At 72.0% G+C, this 22,522-nt stretch carries 22 protein-coding genes; 12 read left to right on the top strand and 10 right to left on the bottom strand.

The window, feature by feature from the left end:
• Positions 1–9 precede the first annotated feature (9 nt).
• The 4 genes from O2W20_RS09060 to O2W20_RS09045 all read right to left on the bottom strand — a co-directional run bounded on the left by O2W20_RS09060 (position 10) and on the right by O2W20_RS09045 (position 5,040).
• Positions 10–1,260, bottom strand: a complete 1,251-nt coding sequence (locus tag O2W20_RS09060; protein WP_269172957.1) for a sarcosine oxidase subunit beta family protein — start codon at positions 1,258–1,260, stop codon at positions 10–12.
• Entirely contained in the window at positions 1,257–2,585 is a 1,329-nt protein-coding gene (gene glyA, locus O2W20_RS09055; RefSeq protein WP_269172958.1) for a serine hydroxymethyltransferase, read from the bottom strand. The genes O2W20_RS09060 and glyA overlap by 4 nt, the downstream gene beginning before the upstream one ends.
• 253 nt (positions 2,586–2,838) lie before the next feature.
• Complete coding sequence (locus tag O2W20_RS09050) at positions 2,839–3,960, bottom strand: aromatic ring-hydroxylating oxygenase subunit alpha (protein WP_269172959.1); 1,122 nt, start codon at positions 3,958–3,960, stop codon at positions 2,839–2,841.
• 279 nt (positions 3,961–4,239) lie between these two features.
• Positions 4,240–5,040: an IclR family transcriptional regulator gene (locus O2W20_RS09045; protein ID WP_269172960.1), complete on the bottom strand. Its 801-nt coding sequence runs from the start codon at positions 5,038–5,040 to the stop codon at positions 4,240–4,242.
• 133 nt (positions 5,041–5,173) lie between these two features.
• Between O2W20_RS09045 and O2W20_RS09040 the strand changes: the two genes are divergently transcribed.
• The 5 genes from O2W20_RS09040 (at position 5,174) to O2W20_RS09020 (ending at position 11,550) form a co-directional block, all read left to right on the top strand.
• Complete coding sequence (locus tag O2W20_RS09040; protein ID WP_269172961.1) at positions 5,174–5,494, top strand: bifunctional 3-phenylpropionate/cinnamic acid dioxygenase ferredoxin subunit; 321 nt, start codon at positions 5,174–5,176, stop codon at positions 5,492–5,494.
• Entirely contained in the window at positions 5,491–6,663 is a 1,173-nt protein-coding gene (locus O2W20_RS09035) for an NAD(P)/FAD-dependent oxidoreductase (RefSeq protein ID WP_269172962.1), read from the top strand. Before O2W20_RS09040 ends, O2W20_RS09035 begins: the two co-directional genes overlap by 4 nt.
• A 235-nt stretch (positions 6,664–6,898) precedes the next feature.
• Complete coding sequence (locus O2W20_RS09030) at positions 6,899–8,632, top strand: BCCT family transporter (RefSeq protein WP_269172963.1); 1,734 nt, start codon at positions 6,899–6,901, stop codon at positions 8,630–8,632.
• Between the two features lie 247 nt (positions 8,633–8,879).
• Complete coding sequence (locus O2W20_RS09025; RefSeq protein WP_269172964.1) at positions 8,880–10,208, top strand: cytochrome P450; 1,329 nt, start codon at positions 8,880–8,882, stop codon at positions 10,206–10,208.
• Between the two features lie 388 nt (positions 10,209–10,596).
• Positions 10,597–11,550: a CapA family protein gene (locus O2W20_RS09020; RefSeq protein WP_269172965.1), complete on the top strand. Its 954-nt coding sequence runs from the start codon at positions 10,597–10,599 to the stop codon at positions 11,548–11,550.
• A 66-nt stretch (positions 11,551–11,616) separates the two neighbouring features.
• On the opposite strand, the gene O2W20_RS09015 is transcribed toward O2W20_RS09020, so the two are convergent.
• Positions 11,617–12,333: a CPBP family intramembrane glutamic endopeptidase gene (locus tag O2W20_RS09015; protein WP_269172966.1), complete on the bottom strand. Its 717-nt coding sequence runs from the start codon at positions 12,331–12,333 to the stop codon at positions 11,617–11,619.
• Positions 12,334–12,335: 2 nt separating this feature from the next.
• Here O2W20_RS09015 and O2W20_RS09010 point away from each other — a divergent pair, with 2 nt between their 5' ends.
• The 3 genes from O2W20_RS09010 to O2W20_RS09000 are packed head-to-tail and all read left to right on the top strand — an operon-like array spanning position 12,336 to position 13,112.
• Positions 12,336–12,722 (top strand): hypothetical protein, encoded by a 387-nt coding sequence (locus O2W20_RS09010; protein WP_269172967.1) that lies wholly within the window; start codon positions 12,336–12,338, stop codon positions 12,720–12,722.
• The gene (locus O2W20_RS09005; protein ID WP_269172968.1) at positions 12,719–12,919 is read left to right on the top strand and encodes a DUF6186 family protein; all 201 of its coding nucleotides are present in this window, start codon (positions 12,719–12,721) and stop codon (positions 12,917–12,919) included. Before O2W20_RS09010 ends, O2W20_RS09005 begins: the two co-directional genes overlap by 4 nt.
• Positions 12,920–12,947: 28 nt before the next feature.
• The gene (locus O2W20_RS09000) at positions 12,948–13,112 is read left to right on the top strand and encodes a hypothetical protein (protein ID WP_269172969.1); all 165 of its coding nucleotides are present in this window, start codon (positions 12,948–12,950) and stop codon (positions 13,110–13,112) included.
• Between the two features lie 22 nt (positions 13,113–13,134).
• Here the strand turns inward: O2W20_RS09000 and O2W20_RS08995 are convergent, their stop codons facing one another.
• Complete coding sequence (locus O2W20_RS08995; RefSeq protein ID WP_269172970.1) at positions 13,135–14,091, bottom strand: GlxA family transcriptional regulator; 957 nt, start codon at positions 14,089–14,091, stop codon at positions 13,135–13,137.
• 107 nt (positions 14,092–14,198) lie between these two features.
• Between O2W20_RS08995 and O2W20_RS08990 the strand changes: the two genes are divergently transcribed.
• Complete coding sequence (locus tag O2W20_RS08990) at positions 14,199–14,840, top strand: isochorismatase family protein (protein WP_269172971.1); 642 nt, start codon at positions 14,199–14,201, stop codon at positions 14,838–14,840.
• A 53-nt stretch (positions 14,841–14,893) separates the two neighbouring features.
• On the opposite strand, the gene O2W20_RS08985 is transcribed toward O2W20_RS08990, so the two are convergent.
• Entirely contained in the window at positions 14,894–15,415 is a 522-nt protein-coding gene (locus tag O2W20_RS08985; protein ID WP_269172972.1) for a hypothetical protein, read from the bottom strand.
• Positions 15,416–15,425: 10 nt separating this feature from the next.
• Positions 15,426–16,226 carry a tyrosinase family protein gene (locus tag O2W20_RS08980; RefSeq protein WP_269172973.1) on the bottom strand — a complete coding sequence of 267 codons (801 nt, stop codon included), beginning with the start codon at positions 16,224–16,226 and terminating at the stop codon, positions 15,426–15,428.
• Positions 16,227–16,388: 162 nt separating this feature from the next.
• Here O2W20_RS08980 and O2W20_RS08975 point away from each other — a divergent pair, with 162 nt between their 5' ends.
• Entirely contained in the window at positions 16,389–17,285 is an 897-nt protein-coding gene (locus tag O2W20_RS08975) for a MerR family transcriptional regulator (RefSeq protein ID WP_269172974.1), read from the top strand.
• 110 nt (positions 17,286–17,395) lie between these two features.
• On the opposite strand, the gene O2W20_RS08970 is transcribed toward O2W20_RS08975, so the two are convergent.
• Positions 17,396–19,330, bottom strand: coding sequence for an acyl-CoA dehydrogenase family protein (locus O2W20_RS08970; RefSeq protein WP_269172975.1), 1,935 nt, complete (start codon positions 19,328–19,330; stop codon positions 17,396–17,398).
• 123 nt (positions 19,331–19,453) lie between these two features.
• Between O2W20_RS08970 and O2W20_RS08965 the strand changes: the two genes are divergently transcribed.
• Entirely contained in the window at positions 19,454–20,743 is a 1,290-nt protein-coding gene (locus O2W20_RS08965) for a glycerophosphodiester phosphodiesterase (RefSeq protein ID WP_269172976.1), read from the top strand.
• On the top strand, positions 20,740–20,913 hold the full coding sequence (locus O2W20_RS08960; RefSeq protein ID WP_269172977.1) for a hypothetical protein: 174 nt from the start codon (positions 20,740–20,742) through the stop codon (positions 20,911–20,913). Before O2W20_RS08965 ends, O2W20_RS08960 begins: the two co-directional genes overlap by 4 nt.
• A 39-nt stretch (positions 20,914–20,952) precedes the next feature.
• Here O2W20_RS08960 and O2W20_RS08955 read toward each other — a convergent pair whose 3' ends face one another.
• Positions 20,953–22,260, bottom strand: coding sequence for an acyltransferase family protein (locus O2W20_RS08955; RefSeq protein WP_269172978.1), 1,308 nt, complete (start codon positions 22,258–22,260; stop codon positions 20,953–20,955).
• Positions 22,261–22,522: the final 262 nt, after the last annotated feature.

Genomic DNA, 22,522 nt, shown 5'->3' with positions numbered 1-22,522 from the left:
CTCCCTGGGTCAGTGGGCCACGGCGGCGGCGCCGTGCTCGTCGACCAGCGCGCCGGTGACGAAGCGGTCGAGGGTGAACGGCGCCACGTTCGCGTGGGGCTCGCCGTGGGCGATGGTGTGCGCCAGGGCCCAGCCGACGCCGGGGGTGGCCTTGAACCCGCCGGTGCCCCAGCCGCAGTTCAGGTAGACGTTGTCGTAGGGGGTCCGGCCCACGATCGGCGAGGCGTCGGGGCTGGTGTCGACGATCCCGGCCCAGGTGCGCAGCAGGTGGGCGCGGGCGAACACCGGGAAGAGCTCGACCGCGGCGGCCATCTGACGCTCGATGACGTGGAAGGCGCCGCGCTGTCCGTAGCCGTTGTAGGAGTCGACGCCGGCGCCCATGACCAGCTCGCCTTTGTGCGCCTGGGAGACGTACACGTGCACGGCGTTGGACATGACCACCGTGGGGTGCACGGGCTCGAGCAGTTCGGAGACCAGCGCCTGCAGCGGGTGGCTCTGCACCGGCACCCTGATGCCCAGCATGTCGGTGAGCACCGAGGTGTGGCCGGCCGCGCAGAGGGCGACCGTGCCGGCGGCGATGGTGCCGCGCGTGGTCTGCACACCGGTGACCCGGTTGCCGTCGGTGGCGAAGCCGGTGACCTCGCAGTCCTGGATGAGGTCGATGCCGGCCTCGTGGGCGCGGCGGGCGAAGCCCCAGGCGACGTAGTCGTGCTTGGCGATGCCGGCCCGGGGCTGGTAGGTGGCCCCCAGGACGGGATAGCGGATGTCGGTGGAGGTGTTGACGATCGGGCAGACCTTGCGGACCTCGTCGGGCTCCAGCCACTCCGCGTCGACACCGTTGAGCTTGTTGGCCTCGACCCGCCGCACGCTGTCCCGGACGTCCTGCAGGGTGTGGGCCAGGTTGAGCACGCCGCGCTGGCTGAAGAGGATCGGGTAGCCGAGGTCCTCCTCCAGCCCCTCCCACAACTTCAGCGACTGCTCGTAGATGGCCGAGCTCTCGTCCCAGAGGTAGTTGGAGCGGATGATCGTGGTGTTGCGGGCCATGTTGCCGCCGCCCAGCCAGCCCTTCTCCAGGACGGCGACGTTCGTGATCCCGTGGTTCTTCGCCAGGTAGTGCGCGGTGGCCAGGCCGTGCCCGCCGCCGCCCACGATCACCACGTCGTAGGACCGCTTCGGCTCCGGGTCACGCCAGAGGAAGTCGGGGTGCTCGGGCAGGTCCGCGCCGGGGGTGCGTGGGGCGTGGGAGGGACCGGGGTTCATCGGGGGACCTCCGTCAGGTCGGGGTAGAGCGGGTGCCGGCCGGCCAGCCGGGTGACCCGCGCGCGGAGCCCCTCGAGCTGCTCCTCGCCCACCGAGGGCCGCAGCGCGGCGGCGATCACGTCGGCGACCTCGGCGAAGTCGTCGAGGTCGAAGCCGCGCGCCGCCAGGGCAGGGGTGCCGATGCGGACGCCGGAGCTGACCATCGGCGGTCGGGGGTCGAAGGGCACCGCGTTGCGGTTGACGGTGATGCCGATCGAGTGCAGCCGGTCCTCGGCCTGCCGGCCGTCCAGCTCCGAGTGCCGCAGGTCCACCAGCACGAGGTGGACGTCGGTGCCGCCGCTGACCACGTCGATGCCGGCCTCGCGGGAGTCCGGAGCGAGCAGCCGCTCGGCCAGCAGCCGGGCGCCGGCCAGCGTGCGTTCCTGGCGCTCCCGGAACGCCGGCTCGCCGGCGAGCTTGAAGGCGACGGCCTTGGCGGCGATCACGTGCTCGAGCGGGCCGCCCTGCTGACCGGGGAAGACGGCGGAGTTGAGCTTCTTGGCCAGCTCCCCCGTGGCGAGGATGACGCCGCCGCGCGGCCCGCCGAGCGTCTTGTGGGTGGTCGAGGTGACCACGTGCGCGTGCGGGACGGGCGACGGGTGCAGCCCGGCGGCGACCAGCCCCGCGAAGTGCGCCATGTCGACCATCAGCTGGGCCCCGACCTCGTCGGCGATCCGCCGGAACTCGGCGAAGTCGAGCTGCCTGGGGTAGGCCGACCAGCCCGCCACGATGAGCCGGGGCCGCCGCTCGTGGGCCAGCCGCTCGACCTCGGCCATGTCCACGAGGTGGTCATCGGGTCGGACGTGGTAGGCGGCGACGTCGTAGAGCTTGCCGGAGAAGTTGAGCCGCATTCCGTGGGTGAGATGACCCCCGTGCGCCAGGTCCAGGCCCAGGATGGTGTCGCCCGGGTCCAGCAGGGCCGACATGGCCGCGGCGTTGGCCTGCGCACCCGAGTGCGGCTGCACGTTCGCGTACTCCGCGCCGAACAGCCCCTTCAGCCGGTCGATGGCCAGCTGCTCGATCACGTCGACGTGCTCGCACCCGCCGTAGTAGCGCCGCCCCGGGTAGCCCTCGGCGTACTTGTTGGTCAGCACCGAGCCCTGGGCCTGCATGACGGCCACCGGCGCGAAGTTCTCACTGGCGATCATCTCCAGCGTCTCCTGCTGCCGGGTCAGTTCGGCCGAGATCGCGCGGTGGACCTCCGGGTCGGTGTCCGCCAGTGAACGGTCGAGCACGGGGTCCGGGACGGCCACGGCCCGCAGAGCGCCTTCGGCCTGCGCCACCATCCGGCTCCTCCTGTCAGGAATGGAGATCGACGACTGGTATATCAGTCGTTCACCACAGTAGGGTCGACGTCGAGCGGGGTCAAGGGATCTGTGGCAGCGACGTCCTGCCCGTTCCTGCTGGGGCACGGAGCGGTCGGCGTCGTCTCCGCGATCGGCGCCGGCGTCACGGACGTGGCCGTCGGGACTCGAGGCCATCGGTCTGGACGACGTCCAGGAGGCCCTGGACGACCTGCGTGGCGCGGTCGGTGCCCGCTCAGCCCGACAGGCGCTGCGTCAGCCACTCGTGGAAGGCGCCGATGTGGTGCTCGGAGGGCACGAGGACGCCGCCGTTGACGTAGGCCCGGGAGGACATGGCCGGCTGGGTCCGCTCGCAGGCGTCGAAGTCCTGCTGGTTGACCCGGTGGAACAGCTCCACCGACCGCGACACGTCCCTGCCCGACTCGACCACGTCGCGCGTGTACAGCCAGTCGCACTGCACGATCGTCCGGTCGGCCGAGACCGGGAACATGCGGTGGAAGATGACGTGGTCCGGTGTCAGGTTGACGAAGACCGTCGGCCGGACCGTGATGGCGTAGTAGCGGCGGTCCTGGTCCTCGTCGACGCCCGGGAGCCGGTCGAACCCCTCGCTGCCGTCGACGGTGAAGCCCTTGACGTCGTCCCCGAACTCCGCGCCGTGCCCGACGAAGAACTGTGCCGCGTACCCGTCGGCGAACTCGGGGAGCACCTCGGTGAGCTCCGGGTGGATCGTCGCGCAGTGGTAGCACTCCATGAAGTTCTCGATGATGAGCTTCCAGTTCGCCTTGACGTCGTAGGTGATGCGGCGCCCCACGGACAGCGAGTCGACGTCGTAGCTGTCGATCACCTCCACGCTCCCGAGGCGCTCGACGACGGCGCCCACCACGTCGTCCTCGAAGGACGGGGGCTCCTTCGCCAGGCACACCCACGCGTAGCCCAGCCACTCGTGCAGCGCCACCGGGACCAGGCCGTACTCGACCCGGTCGACGTCGGGCATCTTGGTCAGGTTGGGGGCCGCGATCAGCTTGCCCTCGAGGTCGTAGGTCCAGGCGTGGTACGGGCACTGGAAGGCCCGCTTCACCGTGCCGGAGTCCTCCGTGCAGATCTGCGCACCGCGGTGCCGGCAGATGTTGAGGAAGGCCCGCAGCTGCCCGTCCCGGCTGCGGACCACGAGGACGCTCTCCCTCCCCACCTGGACCTTCTCGAAGGAGCCGGGTGTCGGCAGGTCGCTCGACCGCACGGCGCAGAACCACATGTCCTCGAAGACGTGCGACTGCTCCAGCGAGAAGACGGCGGGGTCGGTGTAGTAGTGGCCCGGCAACGTGGAGATGAGGCTCGCGGGCTGCTCGGTGGTGGTCATGCGGCACCTCGGATGGCGTCGGCGACCCGGAGGGAACGCCGGAAGTCGGACAACACAGGGCCCTGCGACCAGCCACGGTCGTCACCCCGTCGGCGAGTTCACGAGAACCGGTGTGTTTCACATTACACATTCAGTCTCGCTGTACGCAACAACATCCTGAGGGCGTGCAGCAGTGCCCCGGCGCCCATCCGCCTCAGGTGCAGGCCTCGAGGACGACGGGTGGAGCGGCGACGAGGTCGGACCGGCGTGTCGACCTCGCGGCCGGACGAGCTCCCCGGGTCAGCGAGGCAGACCGTAGAAGCCCAACCTCCGGCTCAGCTCGTCCGCGCCCGCCATCACCCGCCGGGCGAGCGCGGGATGGTCCTCCTCGTCCATGCGGAAGGCCGGCCCCGAGACGCTGAGGGCGGCGATGACCTCCCCGTCGGCGCCCCGGACAGGCGCGGCCACAGCACTCAGCCCCACCTCGAGCTCCTCGACGGTGCAGCCCCAGCCCTGCTCGACGATCCGGTCCAGGTTCTGGCGCAGCGCCTCGGGGTCGGTGATCGTCGCCGGGGTGAAGCTCTGCATCCCCCGGGAGAGCAGGTCCTTGCGGACGGCGTCGGGAGCGTGGGCCAGGAGCACCTTGCCGCTCGACGTCGCATGGAGAGGGGTGCCGTGACCCACCCAGTTGTGCGCACTGAGCGCCGCCGGCCCGCGGGCCTGGGTCACGTTCACCGCACGATCGCCGTCCAGGATGGCGATGTTGACCGTCTCCCCGAGGTCGGCGGCCAGCGCCTCGCAGATCGGCCACCCCTCTCGGGCGATATCCAGCTGCGCAACGGCCGCGCCGGCCAGGCGCACGACCCCGAAGCCCAAGCGGTACTTGCCCCGATCAGCCAGTTGCTCGACGAAGCCCCGGCTCTCCAGCGTCGCCACGAGCCGGAAGGCCGTGGACTTGTGCACCCCGAGTTCGGCAGCCACCTCCGTGACGCCGGCCTCGCCCGCGGCCGCGAGGATCTCGAGGACGCTCAGCGCACGGTCGACGGACTGGACGCCAGCGACCGGGCCGCGATCTGCAGTTTCGTCCTGCGGCTCGCTCATGGACCCAGCCTAGGTGGACGACCGTGGAGCACCCTTTCGGCTGCGCTTGACGATGGCGCGAAGCCCGCGCATGCTGTTGCGCTATCAGCGCAGCGTTGCGGTGATCGCAACAACACGTCCGCCTGGAGTTCCCATGATCCCGGTCTGCCCCACGACAGCGTTGTCACCCGGCGAGGCGATTCGCGTGGAGGCCGCTCAGCCCATCGCGGTCTTCAACGTCGACGGCGACTTCTACGCGATCGACGACACGTGCACGCACCAGGACGCCTCGCTGGCCGACGGCTGGCTGGACGGCTGTGCGGTGGAGTGCCCCCTGCACGCCTCGTGCTTCGACCTGCGCACCGGGAAGGTGTCCGGCCCGCCGGCGAAGACCCCGGTCCGCACCCACCGGGTCGTCGTGCACGGCGGGACCATCTACGTGCAGCCGGACACCGCCGCGGACGGTGCCGCATGAGCCGCACGGTCGCCGTGGTCGGAGCCTCCCTGGCCGGCCTCTCGGCGGCCCGAGCGCTCCGCGAGCAGTGCTACGACGGCCGCATCGTGGTCATCGGCGACGAGGCGCACGCCCCCTACGACCGGCCACCCCTGTCCAAGGGGTTCCTGGCGGGAGCGGCGTCGCTGGAGGACATCGCACTGGGCGCGCCGGATGACGCGGGCCTCGACCTCGACTGGCGGCTGGGCACGACGGCGGTCGGGCTCGACCGCCTGGGCCGCTCGGTGCTGCTGGACGACGGCAGCGAGGTGCGGGCCGACGGCGTCGTCCTCGCCACCGGAGCCCGCGCCCGACGCCTGCCCGGCAGCGAGGGACTGGCCGGGGTGCACGTGCTGCGGTCGCTGGACGACGCGGTCGCCCTGCGCGAGGACCTGGCCACGGCCGGACGTCTCGTGGTGATCGGCGCGGGGTTCATCGGTGCCGAGGTCGCCTCCACAGCCCGCACGCTGGGGCTGGAGGTCACCGTCGTCGAGACCCAGCCCGTCCCGCTCGCCGGCCCGCTGGGGGAGCACATGGGTGCCGTGTGCGCCCAGTTGCACGCCGATCACGGCACCCGCCTGCTGGTCGGTACCGGTGTCGCCGGCCTGGTCGGCACCGGCAGGGTCCAGGCAGTCGAGCTGACCGACGGCACTCGCCTGCCCGCCGATGTGGTGGTCGTGGGGATCGGCGCCACACCGAACACCGAGTGGCTCGCCGACTCCGGCCTGGCCCTGGGCAACGGCGTCCTCACCGACGCGCACTGCGCCACCGACGTCCCGGGCGTGGTCGCCGTCGGTGACTGCGCGGCGGCGTGGTCGGCCTCCGGGGAGCGGCACGTCCGCACCGAGCACTGGACCCACGCGTTCGAACGGCCGGCCACCGCGGTCGCCACCCTGCTGGGCACCGGCGGACCGGCGCAGACGCCCGTGCCCTACTTCTGGTCGGACCAGTACGGCGCACGCATCCAGTTCGCGGGGTCGCGCCGCGAGGACGACGTCGTCCGCGTACTGGAGGGCAGTTGCGCCGACCGCAGCTTCCTGGCGGTCTACGAGCGCCACGGGCACCCCGTCGCCGTCCTCGGGATGAACCAGCCCCGCCTGTTCACCCGCTGGCGCCGACAGCTGCGTGCCGCCGTTCTCACGCACTCCTGACCCCGGTCGGTCCGTCGGCAGCGCCGCCCTGCCCGGACCTGTGGGCGCCCATCGAGTGGAGCCGCCGGGGAGATGTCCTCGCGAGGACCCTCGCCGGTTCGTCACCGCCCCCGCACGCTGGGTCCACTCGCGCAACACTTGTGCTCCAGGTCACTTTTGTCTCTTGTTCCACGGTGGGCCGTCTGGTTCCCTCATGCGCACCTGGTCTCGTAGTACGCAACACGAGGAGAAAGCCATGGAACACCCGGGTCCCGAGCAGGCCGCACCCTCCAGCTCTCCGAGTGCCGGGCCGACGGGTGACCCTGCGACCGGCGCCGCGTCGACCGTCGCCCGGGAGCCCTCGGCCCCGCCGCAGACCGACCGGGTCGTCTTCGGCGTCTCCCTGGCGCTGGTGCTGGGGTTCGCGCTCTGGGGGGTCCTCGCCAGCGACAACCTCTCGAACGCGGTGGGCATCGCGTTCGAGACGGTCATCACCAACGCCGGCTGGGTCTTCGTCGTGACCAGCTCGGGGTTCGTCGCCCTCGCGGCGTTCCTCGCGCTGTCCCGCTACGGGCGCATCCGGCTGGGGAAGGACGACGAGCGTCCGGAGTTCAGCACGGGCTCGTGGATCTCCATGCTCTTCGCGGCCGGCATGGGCATCGGGCTGCTCTTCTGGGGCGTCGCCGAGCCGCTCTCCCACCTCGCCGCCGCCCCGCTCGGCCTCGAGGAGGGCGGGACCCCGGAGGCCGCCCGGCTGGGGCTGCAGTACACGATCTTCCACTGGGGCCTGCACCCCTGGGCGATGTACGCCGTCATGGCGATGGCCCTCGCCTACGGCGTCTTCCGCAAGGGCCGGCCGAGCCTGGTGAGCTCCGCGGTCGTCCCGCTGGTGAACGAGAAGCGTTCGGGCGTCCGCCGTGCCGTCGACGTCCTCGCCATCTTCACCACGGTGTTCGGCGCGGCCACCTCGCTCGGTCTCGGCGCACTGCAGGTCAACAGCGGGCTGGCAGCCAATTACGGCGTCCCGCGCAACAACGGCGTGGCCGTGGCCATCATCGCCGGCCTGGCACTGCTCTACGTCCTGTCCGCGGTCAGCGGCGTGCACAAGGGCATCAAGCTGATCAGCAACACGAACGTGGTGCTGGCCGCGGTGCTCGTGGCCTTCATCTTCGTGCTGGGCCCGACCACGCACGTCTTCAACACCATCACCGACGCCACCGGGGACTACCTGACCGCCCTCCCCGCCATGAGCCTGGCCTCGGGGGCCTGGGGCGGCCAGGAGTGGCTCGCCGGGTGGACGCTGTTCTACTGGGCGTGGTGGATGTCCTGGACGCCGTTCGTGGGGACGTTCATCGCCCGCATCTCCCGCGGCCGGACGATCCGGCAGTTCGTCACGTTCGTGATGATCATCCCGACCATGGTCAGCATCGTGTGGTTCGGCGTGCTGGGCGGCACCGCCACCCACCTCGAGCTCACCGACCAGGCCGAGCTCAGCCAGGCCCTGCTCGACGACGGCACCGAGGGCGCACTGTTCGCCCTGCTCGGCGAGTTCCCGCTGGTCACGCTCACCGTGCTGCTCGTGATGGTGCTCATCACGCTGTTCTTCGTCAGCAGCGCCGACTCGGCCTCCATGGTCCTCGGCATGCTCTCGCAGCGGGGCACGACCTCCCCCGCCCGCGCGGTGGTCATCCTCTGGGGCGTGTGCATCGCGGCCGTCGCCTCCGCGCTCACCCTCGCCGGAGGTCTCCAGGTCATCCAGTCGGCCACCATCCTGGTGGCCACGCCCTTCGTCATCGTGCTCATCGCCATCTGCGTCAACCTGGTCCGCGAGCTCCGGCGGGAGCCCTACACCTCGACGCTGGACCCGCAGGTCCGGCGGGCCGTCGTCGCCCACCTCCACGACATGCCGCACGCGAGCGGACCACGGCCCACGTCACCCGGAGTCCCGGTGGTCGCCGACCCCGGCCGTGAGCCGGCCGGTCAGCAGTAGGGCAGCGGGGAGCTGCTCGCTCCCGGGCGGCAGCGGCGAGTCGGCGGGCAGCCTGCGAGCTCCGTTCGCGGTGTCGCGACCGGCCTGGACCAGCAGGTGGCGATCACGGCCGCGCGCCGCAGTGCACGACGCTGCGGTGACCGATCCAGGCGCCGTCGACCCTGGATCGGGTGGGCAGTGCCCGCGAGGATGAGGGGCACGCCGGCCGCGAACAGGACTCGACTGCGGAGGGGACGGGCGAGGGACCATGGAGGAACTGGTGCGCAGCGGGGTCCGCTGGGGCGCCACCCACGGAGCGATGCGGCTGGCGCTCCGGGCACGGGCCCGCGGAGGCAACTGCGACGCCCAGGTGCTCGTCGCCCCGGCCCTCCGCGCGGACCCGTACCCGCACCACGAACGGCTGCGGACGGCGGCCCCGTTCACCGACGGCGCCCTCGCCCGCATCAGCGTCCACCACGACGTCTGCAGCGACGTGCTGCGCAGCGAGGACTTCGGGCAGATCGGCGGGTTCCAGACCGAGAGGCTGCCGTCGGTGTTCCGGCTGGCGCTCCGGCTGGCCGGCACCCGACCGGGGGTGAGCCCCATCGACCAGCCGTCGATGGTCGCCGTCGACCCGCCCGCGCACACCCGCTACCGGCGGCTGGTCAGCCGGGCGTTCAGCGCCCGGGCCGTCGCGGGGTTGCGCGAGCGCACCCGTGAGATCGCCGACGCACTCCTCGACGGGCTCGAGGACGAGGCCGCGGCGCACGGCGGGCAGGTGGACCTCGTCTCCCGCTACGCCAGCCTCCTCCCGGTCACCGTCATCTCCGAGATGCTCGGCGTCCCGGTGGGGATGCGGGAACAGTTCCTGGCCTGGGGCGACCGCGCCGCGCCGGTCCTGGACATGGGCCTGGACTGGTCGACCCACCGCGAGGTCGAGCGCAGCCTCGTCGAGCTCGACGTGTGGTGGCGGGGGCACCTGCAGTCACTGCGCCGGAACCCAGGCACTGACATGCTCTCCAGCCTGGTCACCATGGTCGACGACGACGGTGGCGGCCTCACCGAGACAGAGCTGCGGGCCACCGCCGCGTTGGTCGTCGGCGCCGGCTTCGAGACCACCGTCAACCTCATCGGCAACGGGGCCGCCCTCTTGTTCGCCCATCCCGACCAGCGCCGGCGGCTGGCCGAGGACCCGTCGCTGTGGCCGAACGCGGTCGACGAGGTGCTCCGCTTCGATCCCCCCGTGCAGCGGACCGGCCGCCGGGCCAGGGAGCACACCACCGTCCACGGGGTCCCCGTCGCCGAGGGCGAGTGGCTGGTCCTCCTGCTCGCCGCGGCCAACCGGGACTCGCGGGTGTTCCCCGATCCGCACGTCTTCGACGTCGCGCGCGCGAACGCCCGCGATCACCTGGCCTTCGCCAGCGGCATCCACTTCTGCCTCGGCGCCGCGCTCGCCCGGATGGAGGGCGAGGTCGCGCTGCGAGCGCTGTTCGAGCGCTTCCCCGGCCTGCGGCCCGCGGGCTCCGCGCGCCGTCGCGGAACCGTCGTCCTGCGTGGCTACGAGTCCCTGCCTGTGGTCCTCGGCCTGCAGGCCTGAGGACGACGCGCCTTCGGTGCCGGGGCGGCACCCGGTCCATCGCACCGTCTGGTGTTCCGACCAGTAGCGGACCGTGCTGGCCACGCGGGGCAGTGCCTCTCGGCCGTGCGCCGCGACGGCGTCCTGTCCGACGACGCCCCCGTGTTCGGCCACTGTCGCCGCCATGCGTCATCGGGCATCGAGGTCGGAGAACGATGACCCGGTGAGGACGTGGCTGCGCCGACTGCCGGCCCGGGTCCGACCGGCGACGTACCTGCTGGCCGCTCTGGCCACCTGCGCGGCGACGGCCTGTTCCGCCGGCGCTGCCGCCGACCCAGCCACCGGGCAAGAACCCCCAGCCAGTTCCCCGACAGAGTCCGCGGCCACTCCCGCGACGGGCGGGACGAGCGTGGAGATCACCGCCGTCGGGGACATCGTCATGGGCGCTGCACCGGAGCTGCCGCCCGACGACGGTCGCCACCTGTTCGACGCGGTCGCCGACCGGCTCACCGGGGACGTCGTGCTGGCGAACCTGGACCAGGCGCTCACCGACCTGGCGACATCGACCAAGTGCGGGGCGGACAGCGCTCGCTGCTACGCCTTCCGGACCCCGCCGTCGTACGCGGAGGCGTTGAGTGCCGCCGGGTTCACCGTCATCAACCTGGCCAACAACCACTCACGCGACTTCGGCGAGGCGGGTCTGCGGGACACCCGAGCGGCGCTGACCGATGCGGGCCTGGAGTACACCGGCATGCCCGGGCAGATCACGCTGCAGCAGGTGGGCGCGCTGCGGGTGGCGATCATCGGCTTCGCACCCTACGGCTGGACACAGAGCCTGCTGGACATCCCCGCCGCCCGGCAGCTCGTCAGCCGGGCCGCCCAGGACGCCGATCTCGTCCTGGTCACCATCCACGCCGGCGGGGAAGGTCGGGACCAGAGCCACGTCCGCCCCGGCACCGAGATGTTCCTCGGCGAGGACCGCGGAGACCCCATGGCCTTCTCCCGCGCGGTCATCGACGCCGGGGCGGACGCGGTGCTGGGTGCCGGTCCCCACGTGCTGAGGGGGATGGAGTGGTACCGGGGTCGGCTGATCGCCTACAGCATGGGCAACTTCACCGGCTACGCCAGCCTCTCGAACGACGGCCCGGCGGGCGTCGGCGGAGTCCTCACGCTGCGCCTGGCCCCGGACGGGTCCTGGGACGCCGGGCACCTGGTCGGCACCGTGATGGTCGACCCCGGAGTGCCGGAGGTGGATCCCGCCCAGCAAGCGCTGGACATGGTCCGGAGTCTCTCCCGCACCGACTTCGGCGAGTGCGGGGTCGAGATCAGCCCTGCCGGCGAGCTCAACGAGCCGACCTGCTGATGCCCAGCCGCGACGACGGCTGGCGCTCACAGGTACCGAGCTGACCCGGGGCGTGTGCGCGGCGGCTCATCCCAGACGGTGGGCGGCGGTTGCGGCCAGCGCACCCAGACTGTTCGTCGCCAGGTGCAGGAGGGCGGGGGCCAGCAGGCTGCCGCTCCGGAGGCGCAGCCAGGCGAAGAGGACCCCCGCCGCCGCCGTGAACGCACATCCCAGCAGCACGGCGACGACGAGTCCCGCGGACCCGTCGGTCAGGGTGTTGGCCGTGGCCGCGCTCAGCGTGGGACGGATGTGCCAGATCCCGAAGAGGGCCGCCGAGACCGCGATGGCCGCACGCGGCGGGACCGTCCGCATGAGTGCCGCCAGCAGCACGCCACGGAAGGCTGTCTCCTCCCACACGACGGTGCCCAACGGGATCCGGACCAGCGCCTGGTAGGCGACCTCGGCGGAGCTGGCGCCGGCGAGCCGTGCATCCGCCAGGAGGGGACGGACCCCCTGGACCGCGAGGCCGGCCGCGTAGCCAGCGGCGACCACGGCCGAGCAGGCTCCGCCCCATCGCAGTCCGGCCCGAGCCCTCCGCGGATCGAGTCCCAGTTCCTTCCAGGTGAAGCCGACGGACCGAGCCCCCACGAGGAGCAGGCCGGTCGCCGCCAGATTGACCGGGACGTAGGACTGCGGGTAGCCCGGCGTCCGGGTGATGACGACGTTGTTCCAGGCGGCGAGGAGCACGGCGACGGAGGCGGCGAACAGGAGCGCGCCCCGGCGGCCTGCTGGGCGAACATGCACGCGTGAGGTCTTCCCCGTTTGCGCGCCGGCTCACCTTCGCGGCCGCGGCGCTGCCCTGCGTCGCTGCTGTGATGATCTGGGGCGAACTGTCGGTGGAGGCGCTCGTCGTGATCGGCACCGCCGGGACCGCCGTCGTCGTGGTGGCGTTGGTCCGGCAGTCGGGCGAGACCGCCCCACCAGTGGGGCGACGAGGGCTGCCGTGGCTCGCCCTCGTGACCGCCGCCGTGTCCTGGGAACTCGTGACGCTCGCCGACGACGAGCTGCCGACGGCGAGCGATCTCGCGGATCCCCTTCTCGCCGAACCGCTGCTGCGCGGCGCCGCCACCGTGTGCTGGCTGGCCGTCGGGGCCTGGCTGCTCGATCACCCGCGGCGCCGGCCACAGCGATGACCACCGGCGTCCTGCTGAGCGCTGCCGGCTTCCTGGGGCTGCTCGTCGTCGGTGTGGCGATCGAGGTCTGTGCCCGGCTCGGACTGGGTCCGGCCACCGCGGGCCGAGCCCTGGGCGCCGCCATGCGGACGACGCCCGGCCGCGCAGTCGTCCTGCTCACCTGGCTCTGGCTCGGCGTGCACTTCCTGGCCCGTTGATGCGCACGACGTCCGGGAGGATGGTGCCGTGAAGCCCGTGCTCGCCGCCGCCGTCCTCCTCGTCATCGCCCTCGGGATCGCCGGTGTCGTACTCGGCGGGGCCGACGACTCACCGGGACTCCAGGGGCTGGGGGCCGCGCTCGTCATCGGTGCGGTGGTCGTCGGCGTGCGGAGCGTGCGACGCGCGAGATGACATCGCGGCCACCTGACGGGCGTCACGCGCCGTCTGAGATGCGGAACCGCTGCCGGTAGGACGTGGGAGTGGTGGCGTAGGCCGCGGTGAAGTTCTGGCGGAGGGTCACGGCGCTGCGGAAGCCGCACGCGCGCGCTGTCCGCTCGATCGACCAGGTCGTGGTCTCCAGCAGCCGCCGGACCTCCTCGAGCCGCTGGGTCAGGACCCAGCGGGCAGGGGTGGTCCCGACCGCTTCGGTGAACCGGCGGGTGAAGTTGCGCCCGCTCATCCGGGCGTGGCCGGCCAGCTGGTCGACCGTCAGGTCCCGGTCGAGGTTGGCCAGCGCCCATTCCATGGTCGCGCCGATCGGGCCTCCCCCGCCCGGCTCGGGCACGGGCCGTTGGACGAACTGGGCCTGGTCTCCGTCGCGGTGCGGTGCCACCACGAGGTGCCGGGCCAGCGTGTTGGCCGCAGCGCTCCCGAGACGGGTGCGGACCACGTGCAGACAGGCGTCCAGGCCCGAGGCGGTGCCGGCTGACGTGAGGACGTCGCCGTGGTCGAGGTACAGGGCAGCGGCGTTCACCTGCACCGCGGTCCGCCGCTGCTGCAACAGCGGTGCCGCCGCCCAGTGCGTGACAGCGCCCCGGCCGTCGAGGAGCTCGCTGTCGGCCACGGGGAACGCACCCAGACACAGTCCGACGACGGTCGAGCCGTCGAGGTGCGCACGCGTGACCAGTTCGACCAGGTCGTCACCGGCCGGCCGGAGATCCGCGGGCCAGGATGGCAGCACCACGATGTCGGACCCCGGGACGACCTCTGGTCCCGCGACGTCCTCGACCCGCAGGCCCTCAGCCGTGCGGATGCCGCGCCCGTCCTGCGTCCACACGGAGGTCCGCCAGCCGGGCGCGAGGCCGAGCCTGGAGACCTCGCCGAACACGAGCAGAGGTGTCGCCAGGTGGAACATCGTCATGCCGTCGAAGGCATGCACCGCGATCTCCACGCTCGTCCTGATCTCATCGATCGTCGTCTGGCCTGCCACTCACGGTACCCCCGGCTCGGCGGGCAGCCTGGTGGGCGTCAACGCAGTCCAGTCAGGGAGAACGAGCCATGTCCACGCCCCGCCGTGCCCTCGTCGTCATCGACGTGCAGAACGACTACTTCGACGGGCCGCTGGAGATCCAGTACCCGCCGCGGGAGGACTCCCTCGCCCGCATCGTGAGCGCCATGGACGTCGCCGCTGAGCACGAGCTCCCGGTCGTCGTGGTCCGGCACGAGCTCCCTGAGGGGGCGCCGGTCTTCGCGGCCGGCTCGGCCGGGCAGGCGCTGCACCCGGACGTCGAGAAGCGCACGACGGACACGTGCAAGCAGGTGACCAAGAGCAACGCCAGCGTCTTCTCCGACACCGACGTCGCCTCGTGGCTGGCGGCCAACGAGGTCGACTGCATCACCCTGGTCGGGTACATGACCAACAACTGCGTCATCGGCACCGCAGCCGCCGCCGAGGATCTCGGCATCGCCGTCGAGGTGCTCTCCGACGCCACCGGCGCGATCGACATCGTGAACGACGCCGGCAGCGCCTCGGCCCAGCAGGTCCACGAGACCCTCATGGCGGTGCTGAACTCCAACTTCGCCGCCGTCGCCACCACCGCGACGTGGAGCAGTGCCGTCGAGCGGGGTGCGGCCCTCACGAGCAGCGACCTGGGGACGTCCGCCGTCCAGGGCCGTGCCGCCTACGGCGCCACGCAGTAGGCGGGTCACGCCACGCCCGGGCGGTCCGTTGGCGGGCACGGTCGTGGGCGGGATCAGGTGGTGATCTGGTCGGCGTCGGTCGCCGTGAGGTAGGTCTGCAGGGTCACCTCGTCGAAGTGCAGGAGCTCCGGGGCAGGCCTGCGGTCGGCGCGGCGAGGGGGCAGGGACACCGGCACCAGGGTGATCGTCTGCAACGCATCGCCGTCGGCGAGGAGGCGCTGCAGGGCCTCGGTGATGGTGACGTAGGTGTCGAAGGAGGTCAGCGGTGGCGCGAGCCGGAGGTCCTCGCCGAGGGCCGGGGCGTCGCAGTGCCCTTCGCCGCCGTAGCACCCGCCGTGGCCGAAGACGGTGTAGCGGCCGGCGTAGCGCTGCTCGGCCGTGCGCGGTGTGCTGGCCGTGGCGTCGGGGTCGTTGAGGAAGACCCGGACCTCGTACGACGTGCTCGAGTGGTCGACGCCGGTGACGACCAGGTCGGCGCGGCTGAAGGGCGCCGGTGGGACGTCGCCGGGGAAGACGAGGTCGATGACGCGGGTCTGGTCGTCCCGTCCGGTGCGTGCCTGCTCGAGGGTCGCCATCGCAGCCTCCTCAGCCGATGACCTGGGCGGCGTACTCGTAACCCAGGCTGGAGATGTCCAGGGTCTCGCGCACCGTCGTGGGGAACGGTGGCAGCGCGCGGTCGAGCACCCTGGCCGGTGGAGCGCCGTTGCGCGGGGAGAGCTGCCAGAGGTACCACAGCCGGTCGATCATCGAGTGGTGCGCCCAGAAGACCGGGTCGAAGGCCGCGGTGGGCGCTGCGGACATCGCGCCGCCGACCCAGCCGTGGACGCCGTTGTGGATGCCCTCCAGGATCCGGCTGAAGTCGGTGAAGGTCGTGGCGCGCAGCGCCCGCTGCACGGTCGGGTCCCGCGGCAGTTCGTCGGGCTCCTCCGGGTCGCGCAACGTGATGGGGTCCGGGCCCTCACTGATCGCGCCGGGCAGGTTCTCCCGCACGAGTTCGAGATCGTCGGGGCCGAGCACGACCGGCCCGGCGCTCAGCGGGTTCGTCGAGCCCTCCGTGGACGAGCTGAACGAAGTGGGCAGCCCTCGGTCGTGGGAGACCGCCGACGACCAGTCCCACCACGGGAGAGCCACCTCGACCGTGTCGTCACCACGCGCTCGGCGCAGGGCGGCGGTGAGCGCCCGTTCGACGTGGTACAGGTACGCCCGGTGCCACGGCAGGAAGAGCGCGGTCCCGTGTTCGCAGTAGACCGGGAGCGGCAGGCCGTGGATCCCGGCGAAGAACCCGAAGCCGCGGTCGTCGTCGATCTCGTAGAACGCCTGGAACGCCTCGCGCAGGTCGACCAGCTCCGCCGGCGTCAGGTTCTCCGCGTTCTTCCGCAGCCCCACGGGCACCCCTCCGCCGCATCGCTCCCGACCTGGGGTCATCGTCGCGGCTGGCGACCGGGGTGTCCACCACCTGCCGGGTTCCGACGGCACAGTGGTTGACCTTGCCCCAGGGGCCGGGCCCACGCTGTGCTGAGGACAGTCCCGACCCAGGCCAGGAGAACCGTGCACACCCATCTGAGCGCCGGTGAGTTCACCGCGCTGACCGGCTTGTCGGCCAAGGCCCTCCGGCTGTACGGGGAGCGAGGGGTCCTCTCCCCCGACGCCGTCGACCCGCAGACCAACTACCGCAGCTACTCCCCCGCGCAGTTGCGCCAGGGCATCACGGTGGACCTCCTCCGCCGGGCGGGCGTGCCGGTGACCGAACTGACGCGATGGGCCGACTACCCTTTCGTCGAACGACGGCAGGAGCTGGCCCTGCGCCGGGCGATGGAGGACTTCTTCCTCGACGTGGCCGAGGAGATCAGCCGCTCCGATCCCGCACGCCTGGCTGCGCAGAGCACGCCGGCCGAACCCATGCCCTGGGCGGGTGTCTCGTACGGGTTCCCGGTCCCCGGCGAGGCCCAGGAGCGCATCGAGGTGTTCGGTGCACAAGCGCTCGTCCTGCCCGCGGTCGACGCCGCGTTCGAGGAAGCCCTGACCGACCTGGGCCTGGCCCCAGCGATGCTCCGTTGGACAGCAGTCCCCGAGACCACCGGCCCGACAGCTGCCCAGCAGGCAGCCATGGTGATCGCCCGCCCCTGCTCCACCGACCTGTCTGCTGCCGGCCGGAGACACGTCGCCGAACGCGTCCGGCAGCAGTCCGGTGTCGAGGTCGGCGTCGTCACCGGCACCCTCCCCCGTCGGCTCGAGATCACCTTCCCGGCGGACGGCCTCGGCGAGCGCACCCTGGTGCAGGAGGCCGCGCACGACCACCAGCAGCTGCTCGCCTTCGCGCACCACTGCGCCCGCGGAGGACTGACCATGATCGGGAAGTCGGCACGTCAGGTCGTCGCCGGTTCCTCGCTCAGCACACCGGCTGCGCCACCGATCACCGTCTTCGACGCCCAGCCGAACGCCTGACCGGGTCCTGCGACGCAGCACGACGCTCGACACGCCGCCCGTGCGCTGCGTGACGAGAGTCCAGACGGCGCGGGCCCGCCCAGCTCATCGGTCTCCGCTCCCGCAGCGCGCTACGAGGCGGGCGCGGCCGGCACCGTGGGCGCAGGCTCGTCGAACTGCTCGGCTGCCGGTGGCTCGTGTGTCGGCATCATCGGGCCGTCACCGGCCGGGTCGAGCACGTCCTCCTCGAACCACGCGTACCGGCCGGAGAGCACCTGCTTGGCGGCCCGGTACTGATCTCGGTCGTCGTTGTCCCACAGCTCCGCGAACAGCCGATCGGCCCGGCGACGGGCCTGACGGCAGAACAGGTCGGCCAGTTCTGCGGCCTCCTGCCGGCGGGCGGGCTGCTCGCTCCCGATGGTGTCCGCGTACACGCAGGCGCACGAGATGGCGTACAGCTCGGCGCCGATGTCGACGATCCGGCCGAGCAGGTGGCCCTTCTGCTCGAGGCGGGCCTGGTGTCGGCCCATCGCGTAGAAGGTCGAGCGGGCGAGCTTGCGGGAATGGCGTTCGACGTAGCGCAGGTGCCTGGCCAGCTCCCCGAACTCGGCGTAGGAGCCTGGGCGCTGCCCGGCGCCGGTGGCCAGCGTGGGGAGCCACCGGGCGTAGAAGGTCCCCGCCTTCGCGGCGGCCTTGGCCTTGTCGACTGGGCTGGCGTCCCCGAGCACCAGGTCCCCCGCCACCCTCAGGTGCTCGTCGACGGCCTCCCGGGCGATCAGCAGGTGCATGATCTCCGTGGACCCCTCGAAGATCCGGTTGATGCGCATGTCCCGCAGCAACTGCTCGGCCGGCACCGGTTTCTCGCCGCGCCGCGCGAGCGACTCGGCGGTCTCGTAGGCGCGACCGCCGCGGATCTGGACCATCTCGTCGACGGCGGTCCAGCCGAGCTCGGACGAGTACAGCTTGGCCAGAGCAGCTTCGATGCGGATGTCGTTGCGCTTGTCGTCGGCCAGGCGACTGGACACGTCGAGCACCGCCTCGAGGCCGAACGCCGTCCCCGCCAGCCAGGCGAGCTTCTGCGCGACCGGGTCGTGCTCACCGATCGGCCGCCCCCACTGCCTCCGTTCGGACGACCACTCGCGAGCGATCTTCAGCGAGTACGTCACCGCCGAGGAACAGAACGCCGGCAGTGACAGGCGGCCGGTGTTGAGCGTGGTGAGGGCGATCCGCAGGCCCCTGCCCTCGCCGCCGATGACGTCCTCGGTGGGGACGAGGACATCGTCGAAGCGCGTCACCGAGTTCTCGATGCCCTTGAGCCCCATGAACTCGTTGCGGTGCTCGACCGTGATGCCCGCGCGGTCGCACGGGCAGAGGAACGCGGTGATGCCGCCTCGATGGCCGTCCGACCTCGGGACGACGGCCATGACCACGACGACGTCGGCGATGGCGCCGTTGGTCGCCCACAGCTTCGTGCCGTTGATCCGGTAGCCGGTGCCGTCGGCGCTCGGGACGGCGGTCGTGCTCATCCGCGCCGGGTCCGAGCCGACGTCCGGCTCGGTGAGCAGGAACGCCGAGATGTGGTCCCTGGCCAACCTGGGCAGCCAGTGGCGCTTCTGCTCCTCGGAGCCGAACAGCCGTAGCGGCTCGGGCAGGCCGATCGACTGGTGTGCCGACAGCAGCGTCGAGATCGACGAGTGCCACGTGCCGGCCATGGCCAGCGCCCGGTTGTAGTACACCTGGCTCAGCCCGAGGCCCCCGTACTCCTCGGGGATCTTCATGCCGAGCGCACCCAGCTCCCCGAGGCCCCGGAGGACGTCGTCGGGGATCTTCGCCTCGCGCTCGATCCGCTGCCGGTCGACGCGCTCGGTGAGGAACGTGCGGAGGCGTTCGAGGAACGCCTCGCCCTTCTCCACCGCGGCCACGTCGAGCTCCGGTTGGGGGTGGACCAGGTCGAGCCGGAAGTTGCCGAGGAACAACTGCTTGCCGAACGACGGCTGGGTCCACTCGGTCTCGCGGCTGGACTCGGCGACCTGCTTCGACTGCTCGTACGACGGTTGCGACGCCATGCACCAGCATCACCCCTGCGCCCCCCTTGGGACAACGCCTCCCGGCGCCGTAGGGGAGAACAGCAGGGCGGCGGTGGTCGTGCCCGCCGGCGCGCAGCCCCAGGGGCAGGCTTAAGGTCGCGCGTGGACTTCGCCGACCTGAGCCGGCCGTTCGTCATCGCGCACCGCGGCGGGTCGCTGCAGGTGCCCGAGCACACGATGGAGGGCTACCGGTTCGCCGTGGACCAGGGCCTCGAGGTCATCGAGCAGGACGTGTCGAGGCTCGCCGACGGCGGCCTCGCCGTCATGCACGACGGAACCGTGGACCGCATGACCACCTCCACCGGCAACGTCGCCGACCACACCTCGGTGTCGTGGCGGCAGCTCCACATCGACGCCTCGGTCATCCTCGGCGGAGGCTGGCCCGACGGGCTCCGCCCGCCGCTGTTCGAGGAGGTGCTCACCGAGTTCGGCAACCGCGTCCTCCTCTGCGCCGAGGCCAAGAGCAGCGACGCGATGGGGCCGATGATCGACGCGCTCGAGCAACACGGGGTCAGCCCGGAGTCCATGCTGCTCCAGTCCTTCGCCCTCGCCGACTGTCGGCTGGCGTGCTCGCGGGGATGGCCGGTCATCTGGCTCGGCAACACCGACGTCGCCCGGGCCGCCGCGGAGGGCATCGGCTGGATCGGCCCGGCAGCGGGCCGCATCACCCCGGCGGTCTGCACGGCGGCACACGCGGCAGGAGTCGAGGTGGCGACCTACACGGTGAACCGGCGACACCAGCGGGACGCCGTCGTCGCGGCCGGCGTGGACGCGATCTTCTCCGACGACCCCCGCTACATCGCCGGGGACGCGTGTCGTCGCACATCGGACCTGTTCGCGGATCAGACCTGGCTGCCCGGGATGCTGCCGGACACCAGCCGCGGCCGGTTCCACCCGGACGACTCGTCCTGGGGCCTCGACGTCTCCGACACCGTCCACTCCACGCTCATGGGCTTCCTCGCACCGCCGGACCCCGAGGCGTTCACGCTCCGCCTCGACGTGCGCGTGGACCAGACGTGGGAGGACAGCTGCCGGAGCGGTGCGTTCGTCTTCCTGAGCACCGACGACCACCGGTACCGACCGGCGTCCGGCTCGTCCCCCGGCGCCAACGGCTACCGCTTCCTGCTGCGCGGAGACGGCGACCTGGACGTCCATCGGGTCGTCGAGGGCGTCGCCACCACGCTGGCGTCCTCGACGGGAGGAACGGCGCCGACGCCGGACACCTACGTCCAGCTGCGGATCACCGTCACGCCCGCGGGGCTCTCCTTCGCACGCTCGGACACCATCGCCGAGGCCCTGACCGTGGCGGACGCCGCCCACCGACCCGTGCCCGTCGTCCACCTCGGCAGCGCGTTCGCCGGGGTCCGATTCAGGAACGTGGTGTTCACATGACCGACCCGCAGGAACGCCCGGGCCACGGCCCCGCCGACCCGGAGGGCTACCTCATCGAACAGACCCCGGGCGGCTACCGGTGGACCTGCCGCGCGGACGGCCGCACCGCAGGGCCGTTCCCCAGTCGCGAGGAAGCCGTCGTGTCCGCCGACGCCGACGAGCACGCCTGAGGCACGGGAGGTCCGGAGCACGAACCCGTCCCCCCTGGCTCAGCCCTTGCGGTGGGCGCCACGGCGTCTCGTCGTCGGTGCGGCCAGGACCTTCCTGCGGACGACGCCGGCAGCCTCGGCGACGAGCTCCTCGAACGGGCCCCGGGCGTGGGCGCGGCTCCAGAGGAGCGCGAACGCCACCACGACCGCGACCTGCACCAGGAAGCCGGTCGGCCCACCGGGGACGGCCGGCGCGCTGAGCATCACCAGGTGCATGCAGTAGAGGGTCAGCGTCATGCTCCCGGCTGCGGCCAGGGGTCGCAGCAGCGTGGTCGTCATGCGCCCGAGCAGGATGCAGGCGCCGAGCACCACCAGCGCGACGCCGATCGTGTACGCGAGGTCCAGCGACGTGCTGGAGTGCGGCGCCATCGTGGCCAGCCACCAGCCGGTGTCCGTCGGGGTCGTCCCGTTCCACCCGGACGTCGTGACGTCGGCGTACTCCTGCGGCGTCATCGACTGCAGGGCCACCTGCTCGAGCCGCGACCGGCCACCGAACACGTCGAGCAACAGCCAGGACACGGTCATCGAGACGGCGACCAGTGCGGCACCGACCAGGATCACCGCCCCCACGACCGCCCGGCTGGAGAGCGCGACGCGGCCGACGGCGAGTCCGACGCACAGGTAGGCCAGCCACGCCAGCGCCGGGTACTGGCCGGTGACGGTCAGCTCGATCAGCGCCTGCAGTGGGTGGTCGACCAGGTCGGTGACGGTCATGTTGGGGACGACCACCGGTTCCGTGCCGGCTCGGAGCAGATGGCTGAGCCCGGGCACGGCGAGCACGACCACCGTCGCCAGCGCCACCAGGGCACGGCTGGACAGAGACAGCAGCGGGACGGCCAGCACGAACAGGACGGCGTAGTACGGGAGGATCACCGCGGCGTCGTCCGTCGGGACCAGGTGGCCGAGGGCCAGCCCCACCGCGCCGATGATCAGGGCGCGGACCAGCAGTGCCGCCGCCTGGGCCGTCCACGTCCGTCCCGTCGGCCGTCGCCGACGGCCACCGCTGGTGAAGGCGATGCCCACCCCGGCCAGCAGGGCGAACAGCGCCGCCGACGTGCCTGCCGACAGGGTCCAGGCCAGGGACGCCGTCCCGTCCGCGTCGGTCGCGTCGAACTGGTGCACCGCGATCATCCCGACCAGGGCGATGCCACGGGCAGCGTCGATGCCGACCAGTCGGGGCGTCGACCGCACCGCCTCCGCAGTGCTCGACGGCGTCCCGGACACGTCGCCCGGCGGGACCGGGTCGCACGCGTGCGGGAGCCCCTGGACGTCCCCGACGGACGGCACCACCGCCGGCGCCGCGGTCACCGTCGATCCCGGCCTCGCCGGCTGCACCGGCCCGATGTCGCGTGACGATGACATTGGCTCACTCTCCGCATGGCTGGGCATCCTGACTCGGTGCCAGGACCGAGTCGTCGTCCCGCGCACGGAGAGCGTTCGCAGCGCGGTCACCCAGTGGATGTCCCAGAGGCAGTCCGGTGAGGACGACGACCCATCCGGAGACGACGGCCGCGCCGAACCCTGCACGGGTCATCCGACCCGTGATCGGTTCTCACGTCGCCTGGACCCC

It is taken from the genome of Modestobacter sp. VKM Ac-2982, from assembly GCF_026967935.1.
Classification (GTDB): domain Bacteria; phylum Actinomycetota; class Actinomycetes; order Mycobacteriales; family Geodermatophilaceae; genus Modestobacter.
The sequence above is the reverse complement of the archived record's forward strand: the minus strand, read 5'-3'. Positions and strand labels throughout refer to the sequence as shown.